At 33.6% G+C, this 22,552-nt stretch carries 17 protein-coding genes and 5 pseudogenes; 6 read left to right on the top strand and 16 right to left on the bottom strand.

From position 1 onward, the window contains the following. The 4 genes and pseudogenes from AC1DS7_RS27650 to AC1DS7_RS27635 all read right to left on the bottom strand — a co-directional run. Positions 1 to 288 (bottom strand): TasA family protein (locus AC1DS7_RS27650; protein WP_476999353.1); only part of this gene is annotated, 288 nt, incomplete at its 3' end. Positions 289 to 1,201: 913 nt separating this feature from the next. After that, positions 1,202 to 2,275, bottom strand: coding sequence for a tyrosine recombinase XerS (gene xerS, locus AC1DS7_RS27645; protein ID WP_078205333.1), 1,074 nt, complete (start codon positions 2,273 to 2,275; stop codon positions 1,202 to 1,204). 677 nt (positions 2,276 to 2,952) lie between these two features. Continuing rightward, a pseudogene (locus tag AC1DS7_RS27640) lies at positions 2,953 to 3,258 on the bottom strand (DDE-type integrase/transposase/recombinase); the annotation flags it as partial. Positions 3,259 to 3,319: 61 nt separating this feature from the next. Then, positions 3,320 to 3,781, bottom strand: a complete 462-nt coding sequence (locus AC1DS7_RS27635; protein ID WP_476999352.1) for a helix-turn-helix transcriptional regulator — start codon at positions 3,779 to 3,781, stop codon at positions 3,320 to 3,322. A gap of 154 nt (positions 3,782 to 3,935) precedes the next feature. Here AC1DS7_RS27635 and AC1DS7_RS27630 point away from each other — a divergent pair, with 154 nt between their 5' ends. Further along, positions 3,936 to 4,121, top strand: coding sequence for a hypothetical protein (locus AC1DS7_RS27630; protein ID WP_476999351.1), 186 nt, complete (start codon positions 3,936 to 3,938; stop codon positions 4,119 to 4,121). A 230-nt stretch (positions 4,122 to 4,351) separates the two neighbouring features. On the opposite strand, the gene AC1DS7_RS27625 is transcribed toward AC1DS7_RS27630, so the two are convergent. Next, positions 4,352 to 6,334 carry a methyl-accepting chemotaxis protein gene (locus AC1DS7_RS27625; protein WP_476999350.1) on the bottom strand — a complete coding sequence of 661 codons (1,983 nt, stop codon included), beginning with the start codon at positions 6,332 to 6,334 and terminating at the stop codon, positions 4,352 to 4,354. A gap of 788 nt (positions 6,335 to 7,122) precedes the next feature. Here AC1DS7_RS27625 and AC1DS7_RS27620 point away from each other — a divergent pair. Genes AC1DS7_RS27620 through AC1DS7_RS27605 form a run of 4 tightly spaced genes read left to right on the top strand, consistent with a single transcriptional unit; the run spans position 7,123 to position 9,763 of the window. Beyond that, positions 7,123 to 7,503 carry a GntR family transcriptional regulator gene (locus tag AC1DS7_RS27620; RefSeq protein ID WP_002144210.1) on the top strand — a complete coding sequence of 127 codons (381 nt, stop codon included), beginning with the start codon at positions 7,123 to 7,125 and terminating at the stop codon, positions 7,501 to 7,503. Beyond that, positions 7,500 to 8,198 carry an ABC transporter ATP-binding protein gene (locus AC1DS7_RS27615; RefSeq protein ID WP_476999349.1) on the top strand — a complete coding sequence of 233 codons (699 nt, stop codon included), beginning with the start codon at positions 7,500 to 7,502 and terminating at the stop codon, positions 8,196 to 8,198. Before AC1DS7_RS27620 ends, AC1DS7_RS27615 begins: the two co-directional genes overlap by 4 nt. Further along, positions 8,195 to 8,989 (top strand): ABC transporter permease, encoded by a 795-nt coding sequence (locus tag AC1DS7_RS27610; protein ID WP_476999348.1) that lies wholly within the window; start codon positions 8,195 to 8,197, stop codon positions 8,987 to 8,989. The genes AC1DS7_RS27615 and AC1DS7_RS27610 overlap by 4 nt, the downstream gene beginning before the upstream one ends. A 39-nt stretch (positions 8,990 to 9,028) precedes the next feature. After that, the gene (locus AC1DS7_RS27605) at positions 9,029 to 9,763 is read left to right on the top strand and encodes a Bax inhibitor-1/YccA family protein (protein WP_476999347.1); all 735 of its coding nucleotides are present in this window, start codon (positions 9,029 to 9,031) and stop codon (positions 9,761 to 9,763) included. A 475-nt stretch (positions 9,764 to 10,238) separates the two neighbouring features. Here AC1DS7_RS27605 and AC1DS7_RS27600 read toward each other — a convergent pair whose 3' ends face one another. Both AC1DS7_RS27600 and AC1DS7_RS27595 read right to left on the bottom strand, forming a co-directional pair. Further along, positions 10,239 to 10,946 carry an IS6 family transposase gene (locus AC1DS7_RS27600; RefSeq protein WP_476999346.1) on the bottom strand — a complete coding sequence of 236 codons (708 nt, stop codon included), beginning with the start codon at positions 10,944 to 10,946 and terminating at the stop codon, positions 10,239 to 10,241. A gap of 244 nt (positions 10,947 to 11,190) precedes the next feature. Continuing rightward, positions 11,191 to 12,402 carry an MFS transporter gene (locus AC1DS7_RS27595; RefSeq protein WP_001099736.1) on the bottom strand — a complete coding sequence of 404 codons (1,212 nt, stop codon included), beginning with the start codon at positions 12,400 to 12,402 and terminating at the stop codon, positions 11,191 to 11,193. Positions 12,403 to 12,632: 230 nt separating this feature from the next. Here AC1DS7_RS27595 and AC1DS7_RS27590 point away from each other — a divergent pair, with 230 nt between their 5' ends. Continuing rightward, positions 12,633 to 13,484, top strand: coding sequence for a LysR family transcriptional regulator (locus AC1DS7_RS27590; RefSeq protein WP_016119319.1), 852 nt, complete (start codon positions 12,633 to 12,635; stop codon positions 13,482 to 13,484). Positions 13,485 to 13,940: 456 nt separating this feature from the next. Here the strand turns inward: AC1DS7_RS27590 and AC1DS7_RS27585 are convergent. The 9 genes and pseudogenes from AC1DS7_RS27585 to AC1DS7_RS27545 form a co-directional block, all read right to left on the bottom strand. After that, positions 13,941 to 14,111: pseudogene (locus AC1DS7_RS27585) on the bottom strand (IS4 family transposase); the annotation flags it as partial. 530 nt (positions 14,112 to 14,641) lie between these two features. Continuing rightward, positions 14,642 to 15,028, bottom strand: a pseudogene (locus AC1DS7_RS27580) (IS4 family transposase); the annotation flags it as partial. 146 nt (positions 15,029 to 15,174) lie between these two features. Continuing rightward, positions 15,175 to 16,479, bottom strand: a complete 1,305-nt coding sequence (gene ltrA, locus AC1DS7_RS27575; RefSeq protein WP_476996602.1) for a group II intron reverse transcriptase/maturase — start codon at positions 16,477 to 16,479, stop codon at positions 15,175 to 15,177. Positions 16,480 to 16,992: 513 nt separating this feature from the next. Then, positions 16,993 to 18,042 (bottom strand): annotated as a pseudogene (locus AC1DS7_RS27570) (IS4 family transposase); the annotation flags it as partial. A gap of 221 nt (positions 18,043 to 18,263) precedes the next feature. Then, the gene (locus AC1DS7_RS27565) at positions 18,264 to 18,935 is read right to left on the bottom strand and encodes a hypothetical protein (RefSeq protein ID WP_197236213.1); all 672 of its coding nucleotides are present in this window, start codon (positions 18,933 to 18,935) and stop codon (positions 18,264 to 18,266) included. A 614-nt stretch (positions 18,936 to 19,549) separates the two neighbouring features. Then, entirely contained in the window at positions 19,550 to 19,747 is a 198-nt protein-coding gene (locus tag AC1DS7_RS27560; RefSeq protein WP_400518220.1) for a hypothetical protein, read from the bottom strand. Positions 19,748 to 19,870: 123 nt separating this feature from the next. Then, positions 19,871 to 20,392 (bottom strand): hypothetical protein, encoded by a 522-nt coding sequence (locus AC1DS7_RS27555; protein ID WP_476999345.1) that lies wholly within the window; start codon positions 20,390 to 20,392, stop codon positions 19,871 to 19,873. A gap of 476 nt (positions 20,393 to 20,868) precedes the next feature. Then, complete coding sequence (locus tag AC1DS7_RS27550; protein ID WP_476999344.1) at positions 20,869 to 21,231, bottom strand: GIY-YIG nuclease family protein; 363 nt, start codon at positions 21,229 to 21,231, stop codon at positions 20,869 to 20,871. A gap of 935 nt (positions 21,232 to 22,166) precedes the next feature. Next, positions 22,167 to 22,552 (bottom strand): annotated as a pseudogene (locus AC1DS7_RS27545) (IS4 family transposase); the annotation flags it as partial.

Raw genomic sequence — 22,552 nt, 5'->3', positions numbered from 1 at the left:
ATTTTGTTTTAAATCGTTTACAGTATAGTCTATTTTCATCATGATATCTTTAATATCTAATGTACCACTATTTTTTAAATTGAATTTCTTTAATATTTTGTCCCCTGGTTTTAAATTTTCTAAGTTAAGTGAAGTAGTTGGTTGCATAGCTAAATCCAATGTACCTGCAGCAAATGAATTATTTGTCACCACTTGATCGCTAAAATATGCATATGTTCCCCCACCAATTAAAGATAAACCAAGAGCCGCTGAAACCACTCCAACACCTAATTTCTTTTTCAATGACATTTTTTGTTCCTCCCATATCATTTTTATAATCTTTCTCCCTAATCAACCGAAAAGGTCCCCTTAATACAGATATACCATAAATTGTGAAAAAATTATATTTAAAGCAGAAAATTCCTTATTGAGAAAATTATGTTATTATCTATCTTCTGTAAATTAAACGTCCCAAAAATAGAAAAGTTGGATTTATAATTATCAAAACCTCTGCCAAAAACAAATTAATATTAACTGCCCTTTATGATTAGAATTATTTATTTCTTCAGGAGTATTCTAATACTTCAAAAGAGACGCCTTTTGAAGTGGTGGAATTTCTATAAAAATCAATGTGTCGAAAGGTTCGAGATAACATTTTGAAGGACTTCAAAAATACATAGACCTTTTGAATCATATATGAATTGTTGGGAAAAAGTTTTCCTTCAAACTAATGTAACTCCCATAATCCACTTAAACTCATTATCTTTATATGAATAAATTAATTAATAAGAATGATGGTATAGGTTATTAGGTAAGAATGGGAGGTTTTCACACAAGATTAAATGGGTATAGTTCTGTAAATCTATAAAAATTTAGTTTAGAGTTTCTTGTCCCAACCAATATCTAAAAGTGAAAGTTTAGATATTCTTGTCTAAATAGTTTGGAGTTTCATGTCCTTGTACACCTGAGATAAGAGGGGAGGTTAACCTACATCCCTCAAGTGTTCGTTAAATTCCGATTTAACGTAAACAACAATTGTAGAAATCTAAAATTTTTATTTATATCTACTAAGAGAGCGTTTTTATATTCCAATTAATGTAGATTTCAAACTATATATTTTTTACATAATAAAATCAAATGCGAAACGAATAATACATATCATTTTAACCCTAGTATAGGGAAAATAATAAAAGTTCAGCAATGTAAAATTGCTGAACTTTTATTATTTATTCTTTCCTATTCTGCCTAAGCTATCTTTAATAGTTGTTTCTCCAAGCTGTGTGTATAATAAGGCCGTATCTTGGCTAGTATGCCCAAGTTGCTGCATCACTTGTAACGAGTCTTTTTCTTCCATATATAACTTATTTGCCAATGTATGTCTTAATTTATGAGGAGACATTCTTTTACCAAAGGCCTTAGTATATTTTTCTACTATATCTTGGATAGCCCTAACTGAAAGAGGCTGTGCAGTATGTTTATACTTCGATAAGAATACATTTTTTAATTCTTTCCCTGGAGCATATTTTTTATCTCTAATTTCCATATAATTTTCAAGATCATTCAATGCAATTGGGGTAATCCATACAGAATCTTCTTTGTTTCCTTTTCGTATTACATCAATTAGCCTTTCTTTTAAGTTTATATCTTCCATACGAAGATCGGCCAATTCACTTACACGAATACCACTACCAAGAAAGAGAGAAAGAATAGCTACATCACGATCTTTATCTCTTAGGAAATAGAACAACTGATGTTTTGTTAAAGATTTTTCATGTTCGTACTTAATGTAATTCAAAAACTCTTGATCGTCATCATTATGAAATATTTTAGATCTCATACGTTTTGCACGGGCATTTAATGTTTCCTTATCTTTATGTATTTCAATTTTAGCCATTACATTTCTATAAAAATAACATTCTCCATCATCATTCTCTGATAGGGAGGTAAGGTACTTAAATAAAGACTTTAAGGCTGAAATTTTTCTGTTAACAGAGGAATTCTGCATTTTTTGTTGTAGTTTTAAAAACCTCATAAAGTTCTCAACATCTTTTTTCTTTAAATTCTCCAAATCAGAGAAGGATATGTCTTTAATGGGCTTAAATTCAATAATTTGTTCAGATAATAGCCAATTAAAGAAAACTCTAAAATCATATACATAATTCAGTAGGGTGGAGGGAGAGGCATCATGCAATTCTTTGTACTCCACAAATTCTTCTATGTAAAAGGGCATTTCATTTAAATTCTCGTATAATTTCTTACGATGTACTGATTTTTGACGTTGCTTGCTGTAATCCATAAAAATCACCTCATATATAATATAACAGAAAAAATACACGAACACAAGTTCGCGTTAAATTCAATTTTTACACGAACTTATTTACATAATTAAATTATGAAATACTAAAATTCACTCGAAATTGAATGGGAAAGTGTAATTATTCTAATAAAAGTTATATATAACCAATTTGGCGATAAAAATTATATATGTATATAAAATAAAACGATTTTCAAATATAAATTCTAACAAAATGAATACATGAACACAGTTTAAAAGTCGTTATAAAATGTGAATTGGTTAATTTAATCAAGGTTAATCAGGAGTTAGTTAGATCAACACAAGAAAAGCTCTTATAAATTAAAATGTAATTCACTATAAAAATTGTTTATGAGTAATTCAGCATTTGATTATTCTTATATAAAATATAAATCATATGGCGTATACCAATATACTAAGATTCATGCACTTGGGCTTGAAATCCCTAGATACTGTATTTAATTTTTATATAATCTTATTATTGTGCGTAAAATTGGTATTTCGTGCGAAGTTGTGTTTGTTTTTATACCCATCTTCCGTTTTTTTCATCCAAGCAGAATTTATTATTCTCTTTTCAACAGCAAGTAAATATTTAGGGTTCTGGTGCAAAAATAAAATAAAAGAGAATAAAGCGCATATATTCCTAACGGAATCGTATCTTATGCTGCAAGTCCAAACAATTGATGGATGAATTCTTTCTGATTTTGGACAGACTGGTCCCGTAAATCAAGCTGTTCTTTTTTAATCATATGCATAGCTTCTACTCCAGAAAGAATGGATGTAGCTGTGTCAAAATATTTGAGCCCTAGCATAGAACGGATTCGCTTCTTTATAAAGCGATGCTCTTGTTCTACTATGTTATTCAAGTACTTTTGTTGTCTAAGTTGCATACCATCAGGTATGCTTTTTTCTTTTTTCAACTGTTCAATTACTATAGGATAAGCCGGGTTCTTATCGACTGTTATAAACATTAGTAAAATATTTTTCATTTATGTATTCCCCTTCTTTTTAGCTCCGAGAAATTATTTATTTTTCCGAATTTATCGTTAATTTAAATAATTGATCTATCGCTTCTTCTCTATCAAACGAACTAAACCAACGGTAATCATGTTCGTCTAAAATACGATAATGCTGACTAATCAGATTTTGCTGTAAGCGAAAGTCCCCTTTTTCTTGAATTTTTTTCCACCATAATTTTCCTCCCAATGTTTTTTCTTTGGAGTTGTTAATACTTTTGTGGGCCATTGTTTCGATTACTACTAATGGATCATCTCCCAAAGCGGACTGTAAAACCTCACTCCCCCTAAATAATGCACAAATAGCCACGGTATTGGTCCAGCCTACATTAGATCTCCCCTTTTCGATTTGAACGAGTGTTTTCTTTGAAATGCCGAGAACTTCAGCCATTTTATCTTGCGTATACCCCTTTTCAGTACGAATTAACTTTATTTTCGTTGAAATGAGTTCGATTATAAGCTCCTTATTCATCTTTTCCCCTCCCCAAAAGTAACTTATGTATTATTTAGTGTAATTTTACACTTTTGTTAATCCTTTTTCAACTTGATTTTTCCCTAGGCCTCGGACGAAATTCGGCGATTGATTATGAAAGGTATAATTCCCTTATAGGAGGTGTCATGGTGCTATGTCAGATACGGAGATTGTATATACCGCTAATGAAGTGTATAAGCGTTTAGGAGTGAGTGGAAGTACGCAGATGTTTGTTTTGCAGCACCTTTCTCATATTGCGTACCCTTCCTGTAAAACATGCAACATCTTGCGTACTCTTCCTGTTAACATGCAACATCTTTCCCACGTTACGTACTCTTAGTACAAAACAAGCAACACCTAATATTTAATTTTTTTAACACAACTCCCTCTTGATTTTCATTCCTTTTTGTTTTGCATTCCAACAAAAAAAAGATCAGCTACCATTTAAAGTAGTTGATCTGCATGTGCAATTTCTATAAAAAATACATATTATATTTATTTGCTATCTTAAAAGATTTTCAACTAACACTCTTTAACATACTTCCTGTTATTCTTTCCTATAATCTGAACTTATACCTTAAATCCTCCAATTAAATCTTGAAGTTCTTCGGCCATTTGTGCTAATTGAATTGCTGAAGAATTTATCTCTTCCATGGAAGCATGTTGTTCTTCGGATGAACCAGCTATAGTTTGCATACTTGTGGTATTCTCTTTTACAGCCACTGCTATTTGGTTAATAGATGTATCGACTTGCATTGCATCAGATGTCATCTTATTTGATAGCTCCACCATACCATGTACTTTGGAAACGATATCATTCGCTGCATTTGAAATTTCATAAAAACTTTGTTTTGTATCATTCGCGACCTTAATTCCCGACTGTACTTCTATTCCCACTTCATTCATAGCTTTTACAGTCTCGTGTACATCTAATTGTATTTCCTTAATTAAACTTCCAATTTCCATTGAAGATTGTCCTGATTGTTCCGCTAATTTCCCAACTTCATCCGCAACAATTGCAAATCCACGTCCCTGTTCTCCTGCCCTAGCGGCCTCAATCGCCGCATTTAGTGCTAGTAGATTTGTTTGTTCAGCAATATTTTGAATCGCTTCTAATATAGTGCCTATTTGCTGCGATTTCTTATCTAATAATTTAATTACATTATCGGATTGGGAAACAGAATTATGTATAGACTGCATTTGTGTTACAGTTTGTTCTACTAATTGTTCCCCCTCATTTGCTTTTTGTTTTGTGTATAAAGATGAGGTCGATACTTCAGAAGCATTATCAGCTACACATTGAATATTTCGTGTTACCTCACCTATTAATTTAGCTCCAGACTCAACTTCATTATTTTGAACTTCTGCACTATGTGAGATTTCTTCCATTTCTTTTGTAATTTGTTCTGTTGCAACACTTGCTTGCTCTACACTAGCAGTTAGTTCCTCAGAAGAAGCTGCTACATGTCCTGCAGATGTGTTAATTTGTGAAATGATATTGCGTAAAGACTCTGCCATTGCATTGAAACTATCACCCAATTGACCAAGTTCATCCTTTGAACGAATATCAATTTCCTCCGTTAAATCTCCTCGACTAATTCTTTGAGCTGAAATAACTAATTGTCTTAGTGGATTAATAATAGATCTAAGAATGAAGAAAATTATAATTCCACCTAATAATAATGAAGCTCCTATTATAGCAAATGTTTTATAAAAAATAGGATTGGTAGCTTCTTCAATTTCTTTCGTAGGCATTACACCAGCTATTTTCCAACCTGTTTTTTTATTTGTCTTAAAGCTTATGTTTCGGTCCTCACCATTGAGGCTATACGTAATCTCTCCATCTTCTTTCTTATAAAGTTCATCTGCTAAAGATTTATCTAATTTTTCACCAGGTTTTAATGTTGGATGAACAACTATAGTTTTATCTTGACCCACTATAGCTACAAAACCTTGCTTTCCTATCTTTATCATTTTAGATGTTTTTACGATATCATCAATATTTAAGTCCATACCAATGACACCACTTTTATCTGCATTTTGTTTGGCAATCACTATTACCATATTTCCTGTAGCTTTTGATTTATACGGAGATGAAACAATAATTTCTCCATTCGCTTTTTCTGCATCCTTATACCAACTACTTTCTAACGGATTAAATCCTTCTGGTATTTCTCCAACAGGCGCATGAATAAATTGATTGTTACTGGATGCGGAATAAATTGTTTCTATCTCTGGATGTAACTGTATATATTGTTCAAATTTACTCTGCACATTTTGTAATTGATCAGGATTATAATTGCCTTGTGTGAGTAATTTTGCAAAATAAGTTACATCTATATATTTGTTTTCTAATTCATCATCAACAATCTTATCTAAAATACTTACATTATCTTTTGCTGTTTGTAGAATTGTTTCATTAAGATCTGTTTTCGCCTCATCATAAGATGTTATTCCTACAATAAGACTAGGTATAATTAATATTGCAATAAATGCCATAGACAACTTCGTTTTTAGCTTTATTTGTTCCAATCTTTTTTTTATATTAAACACGATTTTCTTCTCCTTTTCATTCTTACAACTCATATTATTTATTTAAATGTTTACTCCTTTATCTTTTTCTACTATTATTTATGGTATCATTTGAAATGAAATTACTACTATATCCTTTTACATATATCTTCAGAGATAGCAATTTAGCTTTCACAAGCGGAGTTTTATTTATCCCCCCTTTCAAGTATGTTATTTTTCTATTTTAAGCAAATATAAAAATAAGAATTATTCCAAATAAACCGTATTAGATATATACTTCACTCTATTAAAATGGTTTTTAGTTTTGATTGGATAAAAGGTTTAACTTAGGCCTAATTAAATTGTATGAAATCCTTACCATAAGAAATTCTCTAAAACTTAACTAAGTGAATATATCCCCTGGATAATTCTACTTAATGGCTTTTTAAACCACTCTAACTGCTTCACTTCATTCATACATCTATTTACTACAGCCGCTTGTTGTTTTGTTGGATTACTGAACCATAAATTCTAAATAGAAGAATACAATAAATTGGAGGACTATATTGTAACATGTATACATAAGTTTTAAATATTAAAATGAAAAAATATTTGGTAAGGGTTTTTGAAACTGAATTTGACTAGTAGATTTCTCTATTTGGATAGAAATAAATAAAGTCCCATAAACGGTCATTTTTGGCACCTGGGTGTTTACATGAATTCACTAAATATATCACCTTCCATTTGTTATGGTTTTCAAAATAACTATTTACATATAATTTACATTAGTGTACTATTTGTCTAGTACACTAATACAGAGGAGGAAAGAAATGAAAACTGAGTTTTCTCCTAATACCCCTATTTATGTTCAGGTAATGGAATATATCAAAAAAGAAATTGTAACAGGACGTTTGGCGCCAGGTGAAAAAATTCCTGCTGTACGTGAATTAGCGGGTGAATTACAAGTGAATCCAAATACAATTCAACGTACGTTTCAAGAGCTAGAACGGGAAGGTATTGCTGAGACACGTAGAGGAACAGGAAGATTTGTAACAATGAATGAAGAAAAAATTACAGAGCTACGCAAAGAAATGGCAAAAGAGTTGCTTGATAATTTTATAAATGGAATGAATAACTTAGGATTTATGGAAGAAGAGGTTCTCTCAATACTCCGTTCTTCTTTGGAAAAGAAAAAGGAGGGAAATGAATGAAAGAATTATTGAAAGTTGAAAATCTGTCGAAAAGATATGATTTAAAAACAGTGATTCAAGATGTAAGCCTAACAATCTCAGAAGGAAAAATTATCGGTCTTGTTGGTGAAAATGGTAGTGGGAAAACGACATTATTAAAAATGATTTCGGGTTTACGTTTTCCTTCTAAAGGAAGTATTACAATTAAAGATGAAAAGGTGGGATTAGAAACGAAAAAAATCGTTTCATTTATGCCTGATAGTCCTGTTTTTGAAAAATGGATGACCGTAAAAGATGCTTTGTTGTTCTATCGAGATATGTATGCTGATTTTAATCTACAACAAGCAATAGATTTAATAGCTAACTTTAAAATCCCGCTAGAGGAGAATATAAGCATCTTATCAAAAGGGAAAACAGGGATATTACAGCTAATATTAACTTTTTCAAGGAAAGCAACGGTATATGTATTAGACGAGCCATTAGGTGGAATTGATCTTGTTTCTAGAAAGCATATAGTAGATTTAATTCTTAACTTTTATCGTGAAGATAGTACCATTCTTATTTCGACTCATTTAATAGAGGAAATTGAAAATATATTTGATGAGGTAATCTTTTTAAAAGACGGGAGTATTGTATTGCATGAAAATGTAGAAGAAATTCGTTTTCACCATGGAAAAGCAGTACATGAGTTATTTAAGGAGGTTTTTGAGAAATGAATCCACTTTTTCGCTATTTATTTAATTGTAATAGAAAAAAAATAGCCATCCTTTATTTTGGATTTATTACTATTTCGTTACTTCTTTTATTTAATATGATGGGACTATCAAAGCTAACAAATCAGCTTACAAAGGATATAACATTAGGTATATATGTATTAATTATAGGTATCACTGCATTTTTACTGCTTTTAATAGCTTTGCCTTCTTTCAATAAAATGCTAAAAAATACTATGATACGTTATACAGCCATCTCAGGAAAAAAATATATACATGCAAATTTATTCTTTTTCACGTTAATGTTTATTCTTTTACTAGTAATAGGCTTAATTTTTCTATACTATTTCTCCCAAAGTACCTACGGAGGAAAAGTGGTCGGGGGATACCAACAAGAATTTCATAAGTTATATGCATATGGATTTCTTCATCACATAATTTCTATTTTATTATGGGGAATCGATTTCATGAGTATATTAATCTCCTGCTATTTCACCATGGTAATTACAAAGCTGATTCCTATAAAGTCATCAATGAGTAAGATGGTTTTATCAGTTATTTTCCTTGCTTTATTTTTAATAATCCAAACATTAGTACTGGACGTTTTAAATAAATTAGAGAAATATGTAATCACCATAAAGAGTACGGGGTTCATAGATAACAATGGTTTTATTGACACATCACTGTATCCTAGTGAAGGGTTCACTATTTTAGATATTTGTTTCACTTGCTTATTCATAATTGTCCTAACAGCTATTACAGGTCGTATCATTGATAAAAAATTAGAAATATAAAGATCTGCTTCAAAGGTAGAGTGTATTTAGGAGGAAAAAATGAGAACAACTAATCCAATATTAAAAAAAGAAAAATTTCATAAAGAGAATACAAATGCTTCTACGATGACTATTGGCGGAACGATAGCAAAAACATTCATTTTGCTTATCTTACTTCTTGCAGCGTCTGTCTATTCCTACGTACAGATGACACAAGGGACAATGAAAATACCTGTGTTAATTGGAATTATAATAGTTACTCTAATTGTCGCATTTATAGTTATATTCATTCCTCGTATATCACCAATCTGCGCACCGATTTACGCAGTATTACAAGGAATTTTATTAGGAAGTATTTCAGCGTATTATACAATGCGATTTGGTGATTTTATCGCTTTAACTGCCGTATTACTAACAATTTCGATTTTATTTGCCATGTTAGTGTTATACGCAACTCGAATAGTAAAAGTAACTAAAAAGTTTCGTGCGGTTGTAACGGTTGCAACACTTGGAATTCTTATTATGTATTTTATTGTTTTCTTACTGGGCATCTTAGGGGTGACTGTTCCATATATTCACCAAGGTGGGACAATTAGTATCATCATAAGTACAATTGTAATTATTGTTGCTGCATTAGATTTATTACTAGATTTTGATTCAATTGAAAATGGTACTCATAGTGGAGCGCCAAAGTATATGGAATGGTACAGCGCAGTAGGGCTTATGATGACATTAGTATGGTTATACTTGGAGATCCTTCGTCTGGTTTCTTACATTATGAAAAACAAAGACTAGAAAACATCCTGCATGCTTCAAACATGCAGGATGTTTTTGAATGCCCATCAACCTAAAATTTTGAAGTACCCCCAAAACAAAAAATGTACATTTTCACCTGAGGATACCAATTTTCTCGTTTTGGAGTATTTACCTTTCTTAGCTTGATAGCGATGGGGTACCATCAGTATTTCGGAAAAAAACCACGATAAGCAAAAAATACAATAAGCCGCCCATATGGACAGCTCATTTACATAATTATCATTATTGGAAGTTAAGCATCTGTTCCTTGAGGAATCCAACCAATATTATTGTACGATTTGATTATCGATTATCTTTATACCTAGAACACTCTTTAAATATGTTTAATGTGTAATTTCTATATAACAAAGAAAAAAGCACCCGTTTTGGATGCTTAATGTATACTAATATTAAGGTTCTGGTGCAAAAAGATGATAAATAAAAAAGAATCAAGGATTCCTAACGGAATCATCTGTTAAGCAGTTAATCCAAACAGCTGGTTGATAAAAATATTCTGATTTTGGACAGACTGGTCCTGCAAATCAATTTGTTCTTTTTTGACCATATGCATGGCTTCAACGCCACTCAATATAGAGGCTGATGTTTTGTATGATTTAAATCTCAACATAGAGCGTATACGCTTTTTAATAAAACGATGATCTTGTTCTACTATGTTATTTAAATATTTTATCCTTCGGATTTTGGTGCCTATTGGTATCCTTTTTTCTTTCTTCAACTGTTCGATAGCAATTGGATAAGCAGGGTTCTTATCAACCGTGATGATACGAGGTTTTGAGATATGAAAAGACCGCAAGGCTTTCTTGAAGAATCGCTTTGCAGCCTTATGATTTCTAGATTTACTCAAATAAAAGTCAATCGTGTTTCCTTCAGAATCAACAGCACGATATAAATACATCCATTGTCCTTTTACTTTTATATATGTTTCGTCCACTCTCCATGAGTTATTCGTTTGTTTGAGATGACGTCGAATTCGTTTATCAAACTCCGGTCCATATTGATGTACCCATCGCATAATAGTTGTATGAGCCAGGAATAACCCTCGTTCCTCCATCATTTCCACCAAATCACGAAAGCTTAAGTTGTACCGTAGGTACCAACGTACAGTTAACAAGATGATGTCTGGTTGATAATGTTTCCATTTGAATATATTTTTCTTTTCCATACCAATCACGCACCTTCTTTAGATTAGTAGTATCAGTATCTCCAAGATTTGTAGATTTATTGCAATTGTCCTGAAGTTTTTGCACCAGAACCAATCAACAGTCCCTTAATCCACCTTTCAATTCAGATCTTCTTTTCACTATCACCCCCCCCCCCTTTTAGATAAACAGATCCAACGGGGCAAAACATCGCAACTTTTTTATAAACGTCGCGACTTTATGAGTAGCTCTTTTGGGAGATTAATTTTACGATGATTTCATAGACAGTTCTATTTTTATATTCGCTCTATATAAATTAATCGCTCCTAAGGCTACAGCTAGTCCAACAAGATAAAGTGCTAGCTGATAACTATTTAATATACTTACTACTAAACCGAATAAAGAAGGTGCTATGACAATAAATATTTGATTTAATGTCATTGCTGAACTCACTGTTAAGCCTATATAACGAGAATCCGATTGCTCTGTAACACAGGCAATAAAAATCGAATACCAACCAATTGCTACAATCCCCAGTAAAAAACAGAATAGTAGCATCCATATTTTTATTTCTACATGGATGATTAGTGGCAACATCACTGTAAGAATTACTGTAACAACCATCACAATAAGTAATAATCTTTCTCTATTATGCTCAAAGAATTGATCACTCATCCACGCAAGGGCAACTCGTCCAATCATCCCCCCTATTAAAACGAGGCTTAAATATTTCCCTGCCCCTGTTAATGAATAGCTACCTTCTTGATGTAAGTAACTCATAAAATGTGTAATGATAATCATCTGTAATGACATCATCACAACACCTACAATGTACATCGGATATAACTCTTTATTATTTTTGATAGCACTCATTTTCTCCTTAAACGACAACGATATCGATTCTGTAGCACGAGTTCTTTCTGGATCATGATAAAGTAATAAGAAAAGTAGACCTCCAATAATTGCTACAATCCCTTGTACAACATGCGCGGCTGACAAATTGAAATGGTAATATGTATAAGATAAACTAACAGAGGCAAGAGCTCCTCCTATCGGTATACCTGTCTGCCTTATTCCTAGAGCTAGCCCCCTATGTTTGTTGGGAAACCATTTTACTATAGCAGTACTACCACCAGTTTGAGCACTACCGTACCATATCCCAACCAATATTAATAAAAGCAGCAATACAATATAATTGTTAACAAAAACTAGCGTTAACACTGAGATTCCTAATAAAATGGCTCCCCATCCAATAATTTGTTTCTCCCCTTTTTTATCCATTAAATAACCAAACACTAGCATTGAAAACATTGGACCAATATTAACAGCTGAAACAATAAACCCTGTTTGCAGTGGTGTTAAGTTCCATTCAATTTGATAGAATGTAGCGATAGGTCCCATACCATACGTCACAAAGGTTGCTGCAGTTTGTGATAGTGTAGCAACCAATACGATTAACCATTTATAATACGTGTTCATTAATGCCCCTCCAATACTTTGCTAATACACATTTGTATCCGTTCAGTATCAATTGGCTATGGATCTTTTTTATAGAGACAGTATTCACATAATCTTTTATTAGCTTGGGCCATTATCCCAACTCCTTACTTATTAAGCTAACTAGAGTTTACTCTGCCTACTGAAGCGCGTAAAATAGAGAAAAATGATAGGATCTATTAAAATTTTTTATAGGGTGTGTGACAGACAATATGAATATGGAAGAAATTGCACTAAAAATTGAAATATTAAATCGCCAAAATTTAAGTAAATCCGCAGAAATCACAAACTATACTCAATCCGCCCTTACTGCTAAAGTAAAAAAAATGGAGTCCGAAATTGGAAAACCTGTTTTTAAACGTTCACCCCAAGGTTTGAAAATTACTAGCGTAGGTACTCAGTATAGAAACTATCTTCAGCTTATTACTCAAGAGTACGAAGAATTTTTACAATCCATTGGTGCCTATCAGGTTAACTTTAAAGTGAACTTTGGTACATCACATACAACCTTAAAAATCTACGGTGCGCCCATCGCTAATACGCTTAATACGAAGGACATTCAATTGGATGTAGACTTCGCAGTAGATTCAAGTAATGCCTTAAATGAAAAAGTACACAATTCCGAATTGGATTGTGCACTCATTAGTAATCCTATTAAAAAATATCCCGATTTAGCATATGATCTTATTGCCACTGAAACATTTGAGATTATTTCAAGTAATAATCATATAATCAATTTCAATCAAAAAAAGCCTATTACATTACTCGTATTGAGTAAAGGTTGTATGTATACAAGAGCTGTGGTTGATTGGCTTATAAAAAATCAAATACAATATAAATTAAAGGAAATAAAGTCAATTAGTAGTATTCAAGATTTTCTACAAATCAGTAATACCATTGCTGTATTGAATACTAAACTTATTGACTTATATAGCTATACAAACATCCACTATTACAATTTAAACTTTAATAATGTCATTGATACCGTTTTTATTTATAAGAAAAATGAAAGTAAGCAGAACAATATTTTACAATTAAAAAATGTAATCCAGACGATTTGTTAACAATAAATAATAGAAGTTTTTATTGCTGTGAAAAAATAATGAAAATATCCCATACAAGAATTAAAAAATCCATTTTGATCAAAGTGTGGTTCAAACTAGAATTGTTACTTCTTGAGGATTTAATGTCCTCATTTTTAATGGAACTATCAATTTAGTGATGGATTTTAACACAGATTTAAAGCCGTTTCAATCATGTTTCACTCTAATTTTCATCAGTCTCAAATACCTCGTTTTTGAGACTGATAAAATCACTTAAAGTAACAAAACCAATGTTTTTTCATGTCAATATATCTTAGCTTATATTTTCTATTAGATGTGGGCGGAAAACCATGCCCATCAACTTAAGAACGGGAACAAAATGAACTTCCGTTCATATGAACGGAAAAACTCTTAAAATACTTTGTATCCTTAAAAATGAACATGCTAAATAAATCTCAATGGGCCTAATTTCAAAAATTATACAGCTTTCCTTTGCCCGCCCACCTCATTATACTTATAGACAACCCCCATAATATCAAACACTGTTTTCTTCTCATACCTGTGAGATTTCCGTCCATTCTTCTGTAGGAGGTGGAACAGACGGACAAAAATCTTTGTTATTTCTTGGGTGTTTCGTTGTGTGGCTTGATTTTGCAGTCTTTTCATGTTTCAAAGCCCCGTGTGATTACAGTGGACAAAAACCCGTCGATTCAGTTGTCAATGCTTTTTCTTATCTTAATACACTATTTAGATTTTTAATATTTTAATAATGGATATACTCTAGCATTATCACCAAAGTAAGATTCCATAAAAAAGAAAAAACTATTTATTGGGTTATTGTAGCTTTGTGTAGATTGGAAATACAGTCGCAATGTTAAAAAATGCAAGGATTTACCCTTTTAGATACTTTTATCTGAAAGGGTGTTTTTCTAACTAAAAGAAAAAAACCACTGATATGCAGTGAAATCAAGGGTTTAGAGTTATTTTTAACCAAACTTTATTCTAAAACAGCACCAAATCCTTAAGTTGATGGATGTGGGGTGGTACCCCATCGCTATCAAGCTAAGCTTATGCAAAGTCAATTTCAGGCGAGATTGTTTCTTTTTTCTAAAGGGTAAGTGTAGGTGATTGAAAGATTTGCATACGAAATAAACCCTAACGGGTTTCACTTTTTTGAATTAAGCGGCTTGATTATCAGACATGGTACAATTGTAAACGACACCTAATATATCAAAGACCGTTTTTTTCTCATATCGATGAGATTTCCGTCCGTTTTGCTGTAGAAGATTGAACAGACGAAGTAACACCTTTGATAGCTCTTGGGTGTTTTTCTGTATAGTTTGGAATAGAAGAAGAAAATAGTCTTTAATCATATATATGGCTTTATACTCACTAAGCTCTCGTTTTTTCTTCATGAGGAGCAATTGGCGCATTTGAAACATGATAGAAGAACAGAGTAGAATAGCAATCAATTGACCATATAAATGGCACTCCAATCGTTCTGGTTTTATCTTTTTACAATGATGAATTTGAAAGAATGACTTCCACGTTTTAAATAAAATTTGTCGGGTAAAGAACTGGCGCGGTATCAGTTATGACCCGTCTCCAGCCCCTCCCCATAAGAACTGCTCGTGAAGTTTTCCCTCAAGCAGCTCACCCCATAAACTTCATCAAAAGGGTTATGAGACCTATCAGATGGCAGACACTTTTATCAATATCTCCCTGAGCTTTCGAGAGGACGAACTTTCCAGTCCCAATAGAGTCCTAGTACACCATAGAGATATTCATTACTCCATCTCTGCCATCCAATGCTACGCTTTTGTCGCCGTTTCCTTCTCGTCAATAACGTACGGACTTTCATCTCTGTATAGTCCCGTACTTTACTAAAAGCTCGACTAGAATTCCCAACCCGGAAGTAATTCACCCATCCAATCAGTACAGTATTGATTTGTTTTACTAAATCTTGTGCAGGCTTGGCGCCTGCGTTTCTGATTAATTCTCGGATTTTTGCTTTCACTTTCGTACAGGCTTTCTTCTTCGGGGTAATAAGAACAAAGTATCTACTCTTATTTCGATTAAGTACTCGCCTCAAATCAAATCCTAGGAATCCGAAGGATTCTCCTTTTAAAACATTAACCACTCGGGTTTTCTCCAGATTCAGTTCAACTCCCAAAGGCTTTAATTGTTCCCACAGTCGTCGCAATGCCAATTCAGCCCATCCACGTTTACTAGAGTGTCCGCTTACAGTGATAACTATATCATCAGCAAAACGGTGATAGTTTACAGCCTCGTAATGGTTTTCTGTTGTCTTACTTCGAATGGCATCAAATGTCCAATCTACTTCATTGAGGTAGATGTTTGCGGCTAGGGGAGAAAATGGTCCCCCTTGCGGGACACCAATCTTTCCTGTCACCTTGATTACCTGTTTTACAAGATGCATAACTTGCGAATCTTGGACACGCTTTGCAATTTTCTCCAAAAGTATGTGGTGTCGAATTGTATCAAAGTAGCGTGACAAGTCAACATCGATTACTACAGTCATCCGGCGCAATATGCTACGTCGCACTTCTGCCAGTGCTTGATGTGGGGAGCGTTTTGGTCGGAATCCGTAGGAATTTGGGCAGAAATCAGCTTCAAAGATGGCTTCCAATATGAGTTTTAGCGCTCCTTGGACCACGCGGTCCCGTATACACGGGATTTGTAGTGTCCGCATTTTTCCGTTTGCTTTTGGGATTTCTACTTTACGATTAGCTTGTGGTTGATATGTTCCAGCCTGTAGTTCTGCTTGGATATTCTTTAAAAACGGCATAACTCCCTCTAGCTCTATATCAGCGAAACTTTTCCCGTCGATGCCTGGGGCACCGTTGTTTTTCCTCGCTTGCTGATATGCTTCATGAAGGGTTGTTAGTTTGGTAATGTGGGAAAATAGTCCCCAAAACCGATGCGTAGGTTCAGACTTCGCCTTTTGATAGATTCGTCGCCTTAGTTCCTGCAAAGTAATAGGTGTTTTTATCATGGCACCCTTGCCTCCTTTGGTCGTACGAAATATTTACAGGTTCGGACCCTTCCCTCCCCACGCGTTTTGCTGCACGCAGATCTCTGGTACTACGATCCGTTCCGCCACCCTGACACCTACCGTTCTCACTTCCCGATCGCGGTTATAGAGACGGTCTCCTCGATGAGGTTTCTTCATCGGGTGTCGAGGGCTTCTCCAGTTTCCACATTATCTTTCTCTCCATGTCGCCGCTGATACCCCGCCGGTGAGAACTGCCGTTCCAGACTCGTTTCGGTCAGTTCTTGCTGCTTTCGCACGTTATCGACCGTCTCAGCCACCGGAATTGCGTGTAACGAGGCTACGTCTACGTTCACTGTACGTTACAACCTGGAGATTTGCCCACATGCCTTTTGCATGTGATGTCAGAGGGCTTCGCCGTGTCGTTTTCACTTCATGGCGCCTCTCAGGCTACGGGAGTGGAGTCTATTCTCCCGATTGGACTTTCACCAACTAGATAATGTGTCCTTATCTGGACACGCCGATTTGCCAACGCAAAGAATACCAGTCATGTACYTGTCCCRTCGGGACAATATCTGTAGGGGTGTTTGTCATATATACATTGATACCRCTGAGTCGTTTACTACGAGGAGAATACTTCATTCCTTTCTTTTTTTCTCTTACAGCTTGATCTTGTAATCGTTTTTGTTGCTGTTGTTTTGTTAATCGATGAACAATTACACGAGCTGGCACTTTATCAATCATTCCTACATAAGCACCAGCTATTTCACATGTTTGTCCTGGTTGAAGGGAGTTCATTAACGTCTCCATATCTATCTGTATATACTCTGTACCTTTCTTAATTCTTTCATCTTGAAAATAATCAGGGTTAGGATTTTTTTGATAAATACGTGTATTCGACTTGATACGAGAGATATAGTAGGCCTCTTTATCTTGTATATATTGAAGGTCTTTTAAATGAAAATAACCTAAGTCTCGGATACATAAATCATTCGCCGTCACAGTTGGTGCACACAGAGAGCCGTAAGTACGATCATGTTGTTTACCTGGACCTGTATGAATATGTAGAAACTGTCCACTTAACAAATCATACTCAAGTTGAATTTTTATCCCAGCTGTATGGCTGCATCCTCCTGCACCTGGATAAACCGATGAAAATACATCCGGGAGTTGAAATGCAGTTGAATCTAAAATACGAATACGCTTGAAAACAGAAGTGTATGGAGAAGAAATCGGCATAGATGCGACCAATTTTTTGCTTAGTAGTTCGGCTAGTAGGTGTTGTAAAAGTTGGACGGCCGCCTTATTAAATCGTTGATTCAGTCCTTCAGGACTGATAAGTACTTCTGTTGATGCTTCTAAACAGCTAGATAACTGAGTTAAAGAAGTCATAGCTACATTTTGGCTCACCCATACACATAAAGCCACTAAATCTTTTGCTTGGTACTTACTGGTTCGTTGTACAAAACCAACATCTCTAGCAAGATCCCGTAAGGTATTTGGAGATAAAAAACTTTGAATCTCTTGAGCAAATAGTTGTAATTCATCAGATATAGAAATAGACATACAAAAACGCCATCCTTTCCTATAATTCTACAGAAATGATAACGCTTTTTTTACTTTATGGATAGTGTAAAACCTTAGCTTTATAGGGTTGTAGCGGTGCCTCATATATCCGTTTAATAATTATTTCTGTTACCTTTATATATTTACATAATCTTCGTTAGCGGAATTGAAAAATGCTACTTATTTAACATTAGCACTCCGTTAGTTTAAGAACAATTGAGTTAATAAATATATCTAAAAGTCTCATATTCTCCATAATTGATAACGGTTTTAAATTCTCCTCCACCATTTTTATCCTTTAAAAAAGCATCCATCTTATCATCTTTAATATTGTAATGTCTCTTATCCAGAAAGCCTACACTTCGGATTGTTGGATGTTCTAAAATTGGTGATAAGTCACCATCTAACACATTAGTATCAACAAATCTAAAGTCAATTAGATTAGGAAAATGATTTAAAAAATTCAAATTCTCAAGATTACCACAAGAATTAAGGCACAGAACCCGAAGATTCTTCAGAGAGAATAATTCTTCATTTGGTACAAATTTCTTTGATTGATTAATATGTAAATATTCTAGCGTATCGGCTAATCCAGACAAACCAAAATCATTTTGTAATTTAGTACAATAATGTAATTCTAAACGCTTTAATTTATTCATTTTTTCTATCCCAAGGAAATCGTGTATATTGGACCAGTTTAATTCTAAATAGAGGAGATTTTCTGGCATACCCACAAAGTTGCCAAGCTTATTCTTTTTATGATACCAAAAAGTTAAATACTCAATGTTTTCAAGCTGCCTCTCATTAAATTTATCTTCTTTTAAGTTTAAGCAAGCCTGAAGATTATCTGGTATTTGTTCAAACCAAATCGTGTTATTTCTCCAGTTATCCATTTCGAATCGCCCCTATATTTATCATTATTTCTTCTATCTTATCATTTGGACTTATTAAACTAAACTACCGGCTAGCTAAATAAAGAAAAATGAATAGAATTTTCTTTATGGGGGGATTTTTATTCTTTAGGTTGATAGCAATGTGGTGCTACCCCTATTATAAAAAACACCAAAATCACACATAGCGAACATCAGAATGATTAAATCACATAGGGTAGGGATTATAAACCGTAACAAACCCCATTTTTATCACATGGTTAATCCTAATCACATATGGTGCGGATTTATAAGTTTAATAATCTCTTTTTCAGTAACTAACAAATATCATGCAAAAGTCTCAGGTTAATCCCTTATTTAGTGACTTTAACAAATCCAGTCGTATCAAGGGGTTTTGTTAATCCCTAAATTTGTGACTCATATTCGCCTATAATCGAGGCTGTCTGACACCCTATAAGATATAAGATACTAAATAATAAATAGCTTCCTTACGGGTGCTTCGCACTAATACTATAACTAATAAATAATAACTATAAATGATAGCTATAGATAATAGTATTACTTATATAGATTGCACTGAATGAACGTAGTGAATGAAGTGGCGTTAGCAATGTTCTTTATATATTCCAGTAATCACTATTTATATCACTGTTATATTTATATTCAACTTTTTCTTTTCCACACTTTTCACATTTATAGAAACTAGCAGTACCTATCTGACCTGTTTTAAAGTTCTCACTATCTTGAGTCTTAATAAAATTATATTTGTGTATACATTTAGGTTCTTTTGCTTTATTCAACCATTTTCCCAACATAAAGCAATCACTCTCCTTTAAAGTATAATTTTACCAGTTAATAGCTGGGTATTCAAAAGCTAAATTTAATAGTAAAACCATTCCCCTACTGATCTTAATTGATTGGTAGGGGGATTTTTTTGTTCATGCAAAAAACTTACTATACCCATGTTTATGTGACCAATGTTTAAAGTTGTCTTTCCAAATTAACCTAGCACAATCCTCCGAACAACCTCTATCAAAATTATTACCTTTAAAATCACGGTCATACGCTGAATAGTAACCCTCATTAGTCTTACTAGATACTTTCACACCGCACCAATCACACTTAAAAGACCAATTTCTTTTATCACTATTAAACTTCTTATATGTATACCTAGCCTTAGGAATTAGATATTTACCCATTTCATCTTCTTCTAACGAAATAGACACACACTTCATATAATCTAATAACTGATTATCCTTATTGTAGTCATCTATATTAGGCATATCTTCACGCATATAAAACTCTTTAACTTCCTCAAACAGTGCTTTTACATCTTCCTTTGAATAGACAGTTCCTCTTTCATCAGCTAAACAAGAATATTCTCTAGACTCTCCATTATCTTCTTCCACTTCTACTTGAATAACACGATAAAACGTAGGACCTCTTCTATAAACAGGCATTTATTTCATCCCCCTTAGTTTTAAAACGTTTCTCCCTCTATAATGATAGCATTACTTTTTAAATTTAAACGAATTACATACATACAAAAAAGGGAACATGAATTATCTCCACATTCCCTTTTTCAAATTTCTATATGTTCAAAGATCGTTTAATCAACTCAATGATGACAGCAGAGATAACAACATCAAAATTAACATGAAAATAGAATTCTGTTGTATTTGAATCTTTATCTCTCTTAAAGAAAAACTTAAACATGTATCAGCACCCCATTTTTAATTATTTTTAATTTTAAAATGGTTGATGGTTGCTGATTGAATGCCACCGCATTAAATTTCTAGAAGAATAACGAACCTCTTCATCCCATTATAGGACAAGACATTACATAGGAATTACTCACGTACCTAAATTATCTCAAATTTTACCTAAACAAACAAGTGTTTCCATGTAAATTTTTGCTAGAATCCTAACTTTTATTTTATAATCCTCTTATCCAATCTTCCCGTCTCTTTTGCAATTCAACTTTACTAGCTGATTCATTCCCATCAACATTTCCAAATGAATTATATAAATTGATAGCATACATTTCATAAATTTCCCGATCTTTCTTATCACAATAAAACACATCAATAGAATGAAACACATGACAAAACCTCTTTGTAGTACCACTTTTACCAGACATATGTTTAGTAAGCCTCTCCCTTAAATCCAACGCCTCTCCAATATAAACAATTTCCCCACTTGAATCCCTCATAAAATAAAATCCTGAATCTGAATTAACTTGATGAATTTCTGATACTGGAATACTTAAATAACAATTAGGAATCACAATCTTTATCAAAATTACCCCTTATTTTTAATCTAGTTTTCTTTATAACCTGATTCTATGATATACTCATAATAAGTTGGGGATCACTCTCCCATCTATGTACTTATTTCTTTATCTATTCATTTTGGCGTTTGGTCTTTGAGACTAAATACCCTTTTTTCATTCTCCCCCTATATAGTTCTTAATCCACATTTCGTATAAGTCCCATTTTCCTCTATCATCGTTAGTGGTAGTTGCTTATGTATTCCTCTATCCATGTGTAGTGGTAGAAAGTCTTTTAAATCTCTTGACCTTAGGTTTTGAAGGTTTTTATCACGCTGAAGCGATGTTAGGAAAACGGCTGGAAGGCATACTTATCCCCTATTTTGAAAGACTACAAAAATATGCGTCAATCAAAATAGGGGATAAGCGTCTATGTCTTTGCCATGCCTTGCTTAGTCAGTGTTCCGTATGTATAGACCCTATTCACTCAACAGCTTTCACCGTACACGCCCTTTGCCTAAGGCTTGTCCTCTACACAAAGCCACCCCTGTGCGACAAGCTGAACGTGTTCCCTAGCACCGCAATGCTAATGGCTACCACCCGAACCTTTAAAGGTAAGTTCTCACCTTCCCGCAACGAATGAATAGGAATCCATTACGGGTTGCCCCCTTTGTAAGAGTATGACTTGTACTCTCTGGGGTCCCGCCACATCACCATCAAGTTAAGAATTTGGTTGCTCCCCAAAACGAAAAAATGTGCTTTTTTGTTACAAGCAGCACAAAATTTCGTTCTGGGGGTACTATAAAATTTTAGCTTGATGGGTATGGGGTCTCGCCACATCGCTATCAAGCTAAGATTATGCAAAGTCAATTTTAGGCGAGATTGTTTCTTTTTTCTAAAGGGCAAGTGTAGGTGATTGAAAGATTTGCATACGAAATAAACCCTAACGGGTTTCATTTTTTGAATTAAGCGGCTTGATTATCAGACATGATACAATTGTAAACGACACCTAATATATCAAAGACCGTTTTTTTCTCATATCGATGAGATTTCCGCCCGTTTTGCTGTAGGAGATTGAACAGGCGAAGTAACACCTTTGATAGCTCTTGGGTGTTTTTTTGTATAGTTTGGAATAAAAGAAGAAAATAGTCTTTGATCATATATATGGCTTTATACTCACTAAGCTCTCGTTTTTTCTTCATTAGGAGCAATTGTCGCATTTGAAACATGATAGAAGAACAGAGTAGAATGGCAATCAATTGACCATATAAATGGCACTCCAATCGTTCTGGTTTTATCTTTTTACAATGATGAATTTGAAAGAATGACTTCCACGTTTTAAATAAAATTT

It is taken from the genome of Bacillus sp. P4_E1 (genome assembly GCF_056401715.1).
Note: the sequence above shows the minus strand (reverse complement) of the source record. Positions and strands in the feature narration are given on the sequence as shown.

Bases quoted from the DNA above. Each gene is read 5' to 3' on its own strand.
- AC1DS7_RS27595 (WP_001099736.1), bottom strand. From the start codon at position 12,402: ATGAACACGTATTATAAATGGTTAATCGTATTGGTTGCTACACTATCA.
- AC1DS7_RS27560 (WP_400518220.1), bottom strand. From the start codon at position 19,747: ATGTTGGGAAAATGGTTGAATAAAGCAAAAGAACCTAAATGTATACAC.
- ltrA (WP_476996602.1), bottom strand. From the start codon at position 16,479: ATGATAAAAACACCTATTACTTTGCAGGAACTAAGGCGACGAATCTAT.
- AC1DS7_RS27630 (WP_476999351.1), top strand. From the start codon at position 3,936: ATGTCAGATACGGAGATTGTATATACCGCTAATGAAGTGTATAAGCGT.
- xerS (WP_078205333.1), bottom strand. From the start codon at position 2,275: ATGGATTACAGCAAGCAACGTCAAAAATCAGTACATCGTAAGAAATTA.
- AC1DS7_RS27610 (WP_476999348.1), top strand. From the start codon at position 8,195: ATGAATCCACTTTTTCGCTATTTATTTAATTGTAATAGAAAAAAAATA.
- AC1DS7_RS27565 (WP_197236213.1), bottom strand. From the start codon at position 18,935: ATGGATAACTGGAGAAATAACACGATTTGGTTTGAACAAATACCAGAT.
- AC1DS7_RS27620 (WP_002144210.1), top strand. From the start codon at position 7,123: ATGAAAACTGAGTTTTCTCCTAATACCCCTATTTATGTTCAGGTAATG.
- AC1DS7_RS27555 (WP_476999345.1), bottom strand. From the start codon at position 20,392: ATGCCTGTTTATAGAAGAGGTCCTACGTTTTATCGTGTTATTCAAGTA.
- AC1DS7_RS27635 (WP_476999352.1), bottom strand. From the start codon at position 3,781: ATGAATAAGGAGCTTATAATCGAACTCATTTCAACGAAAATAAAGTTA.
- AC1DS7_RS27600 (WP_476999346.1), bottom strand. From the start codon at position 10,946: ATGGAAAAGAAAAATATATTCAAATGGAAACATTATCAACCAGACATC.
- AC1DS7_RS27615 (WP_476999349.1), top strand. From the start codon at position 7,500: ATGAAAGAATTATTGAAAGTTGAAAATCTGTCGAAAAGATATGATTTA.
- AC1DS7_RS27590 (WP_016119319.1), top strand. From the start codon at position 12,633: ATGAATATGGAAGAAATTGCACTAAAAATTGAAATATTAAATCGCCAA.
- AC1DS7_RS27605 (WP_476999347.1), top strand. From the start codon at position 9,029: ATGAGAACAACTAATCCAATATTAAAAAAAGAAAAATTTCATAAAGAG.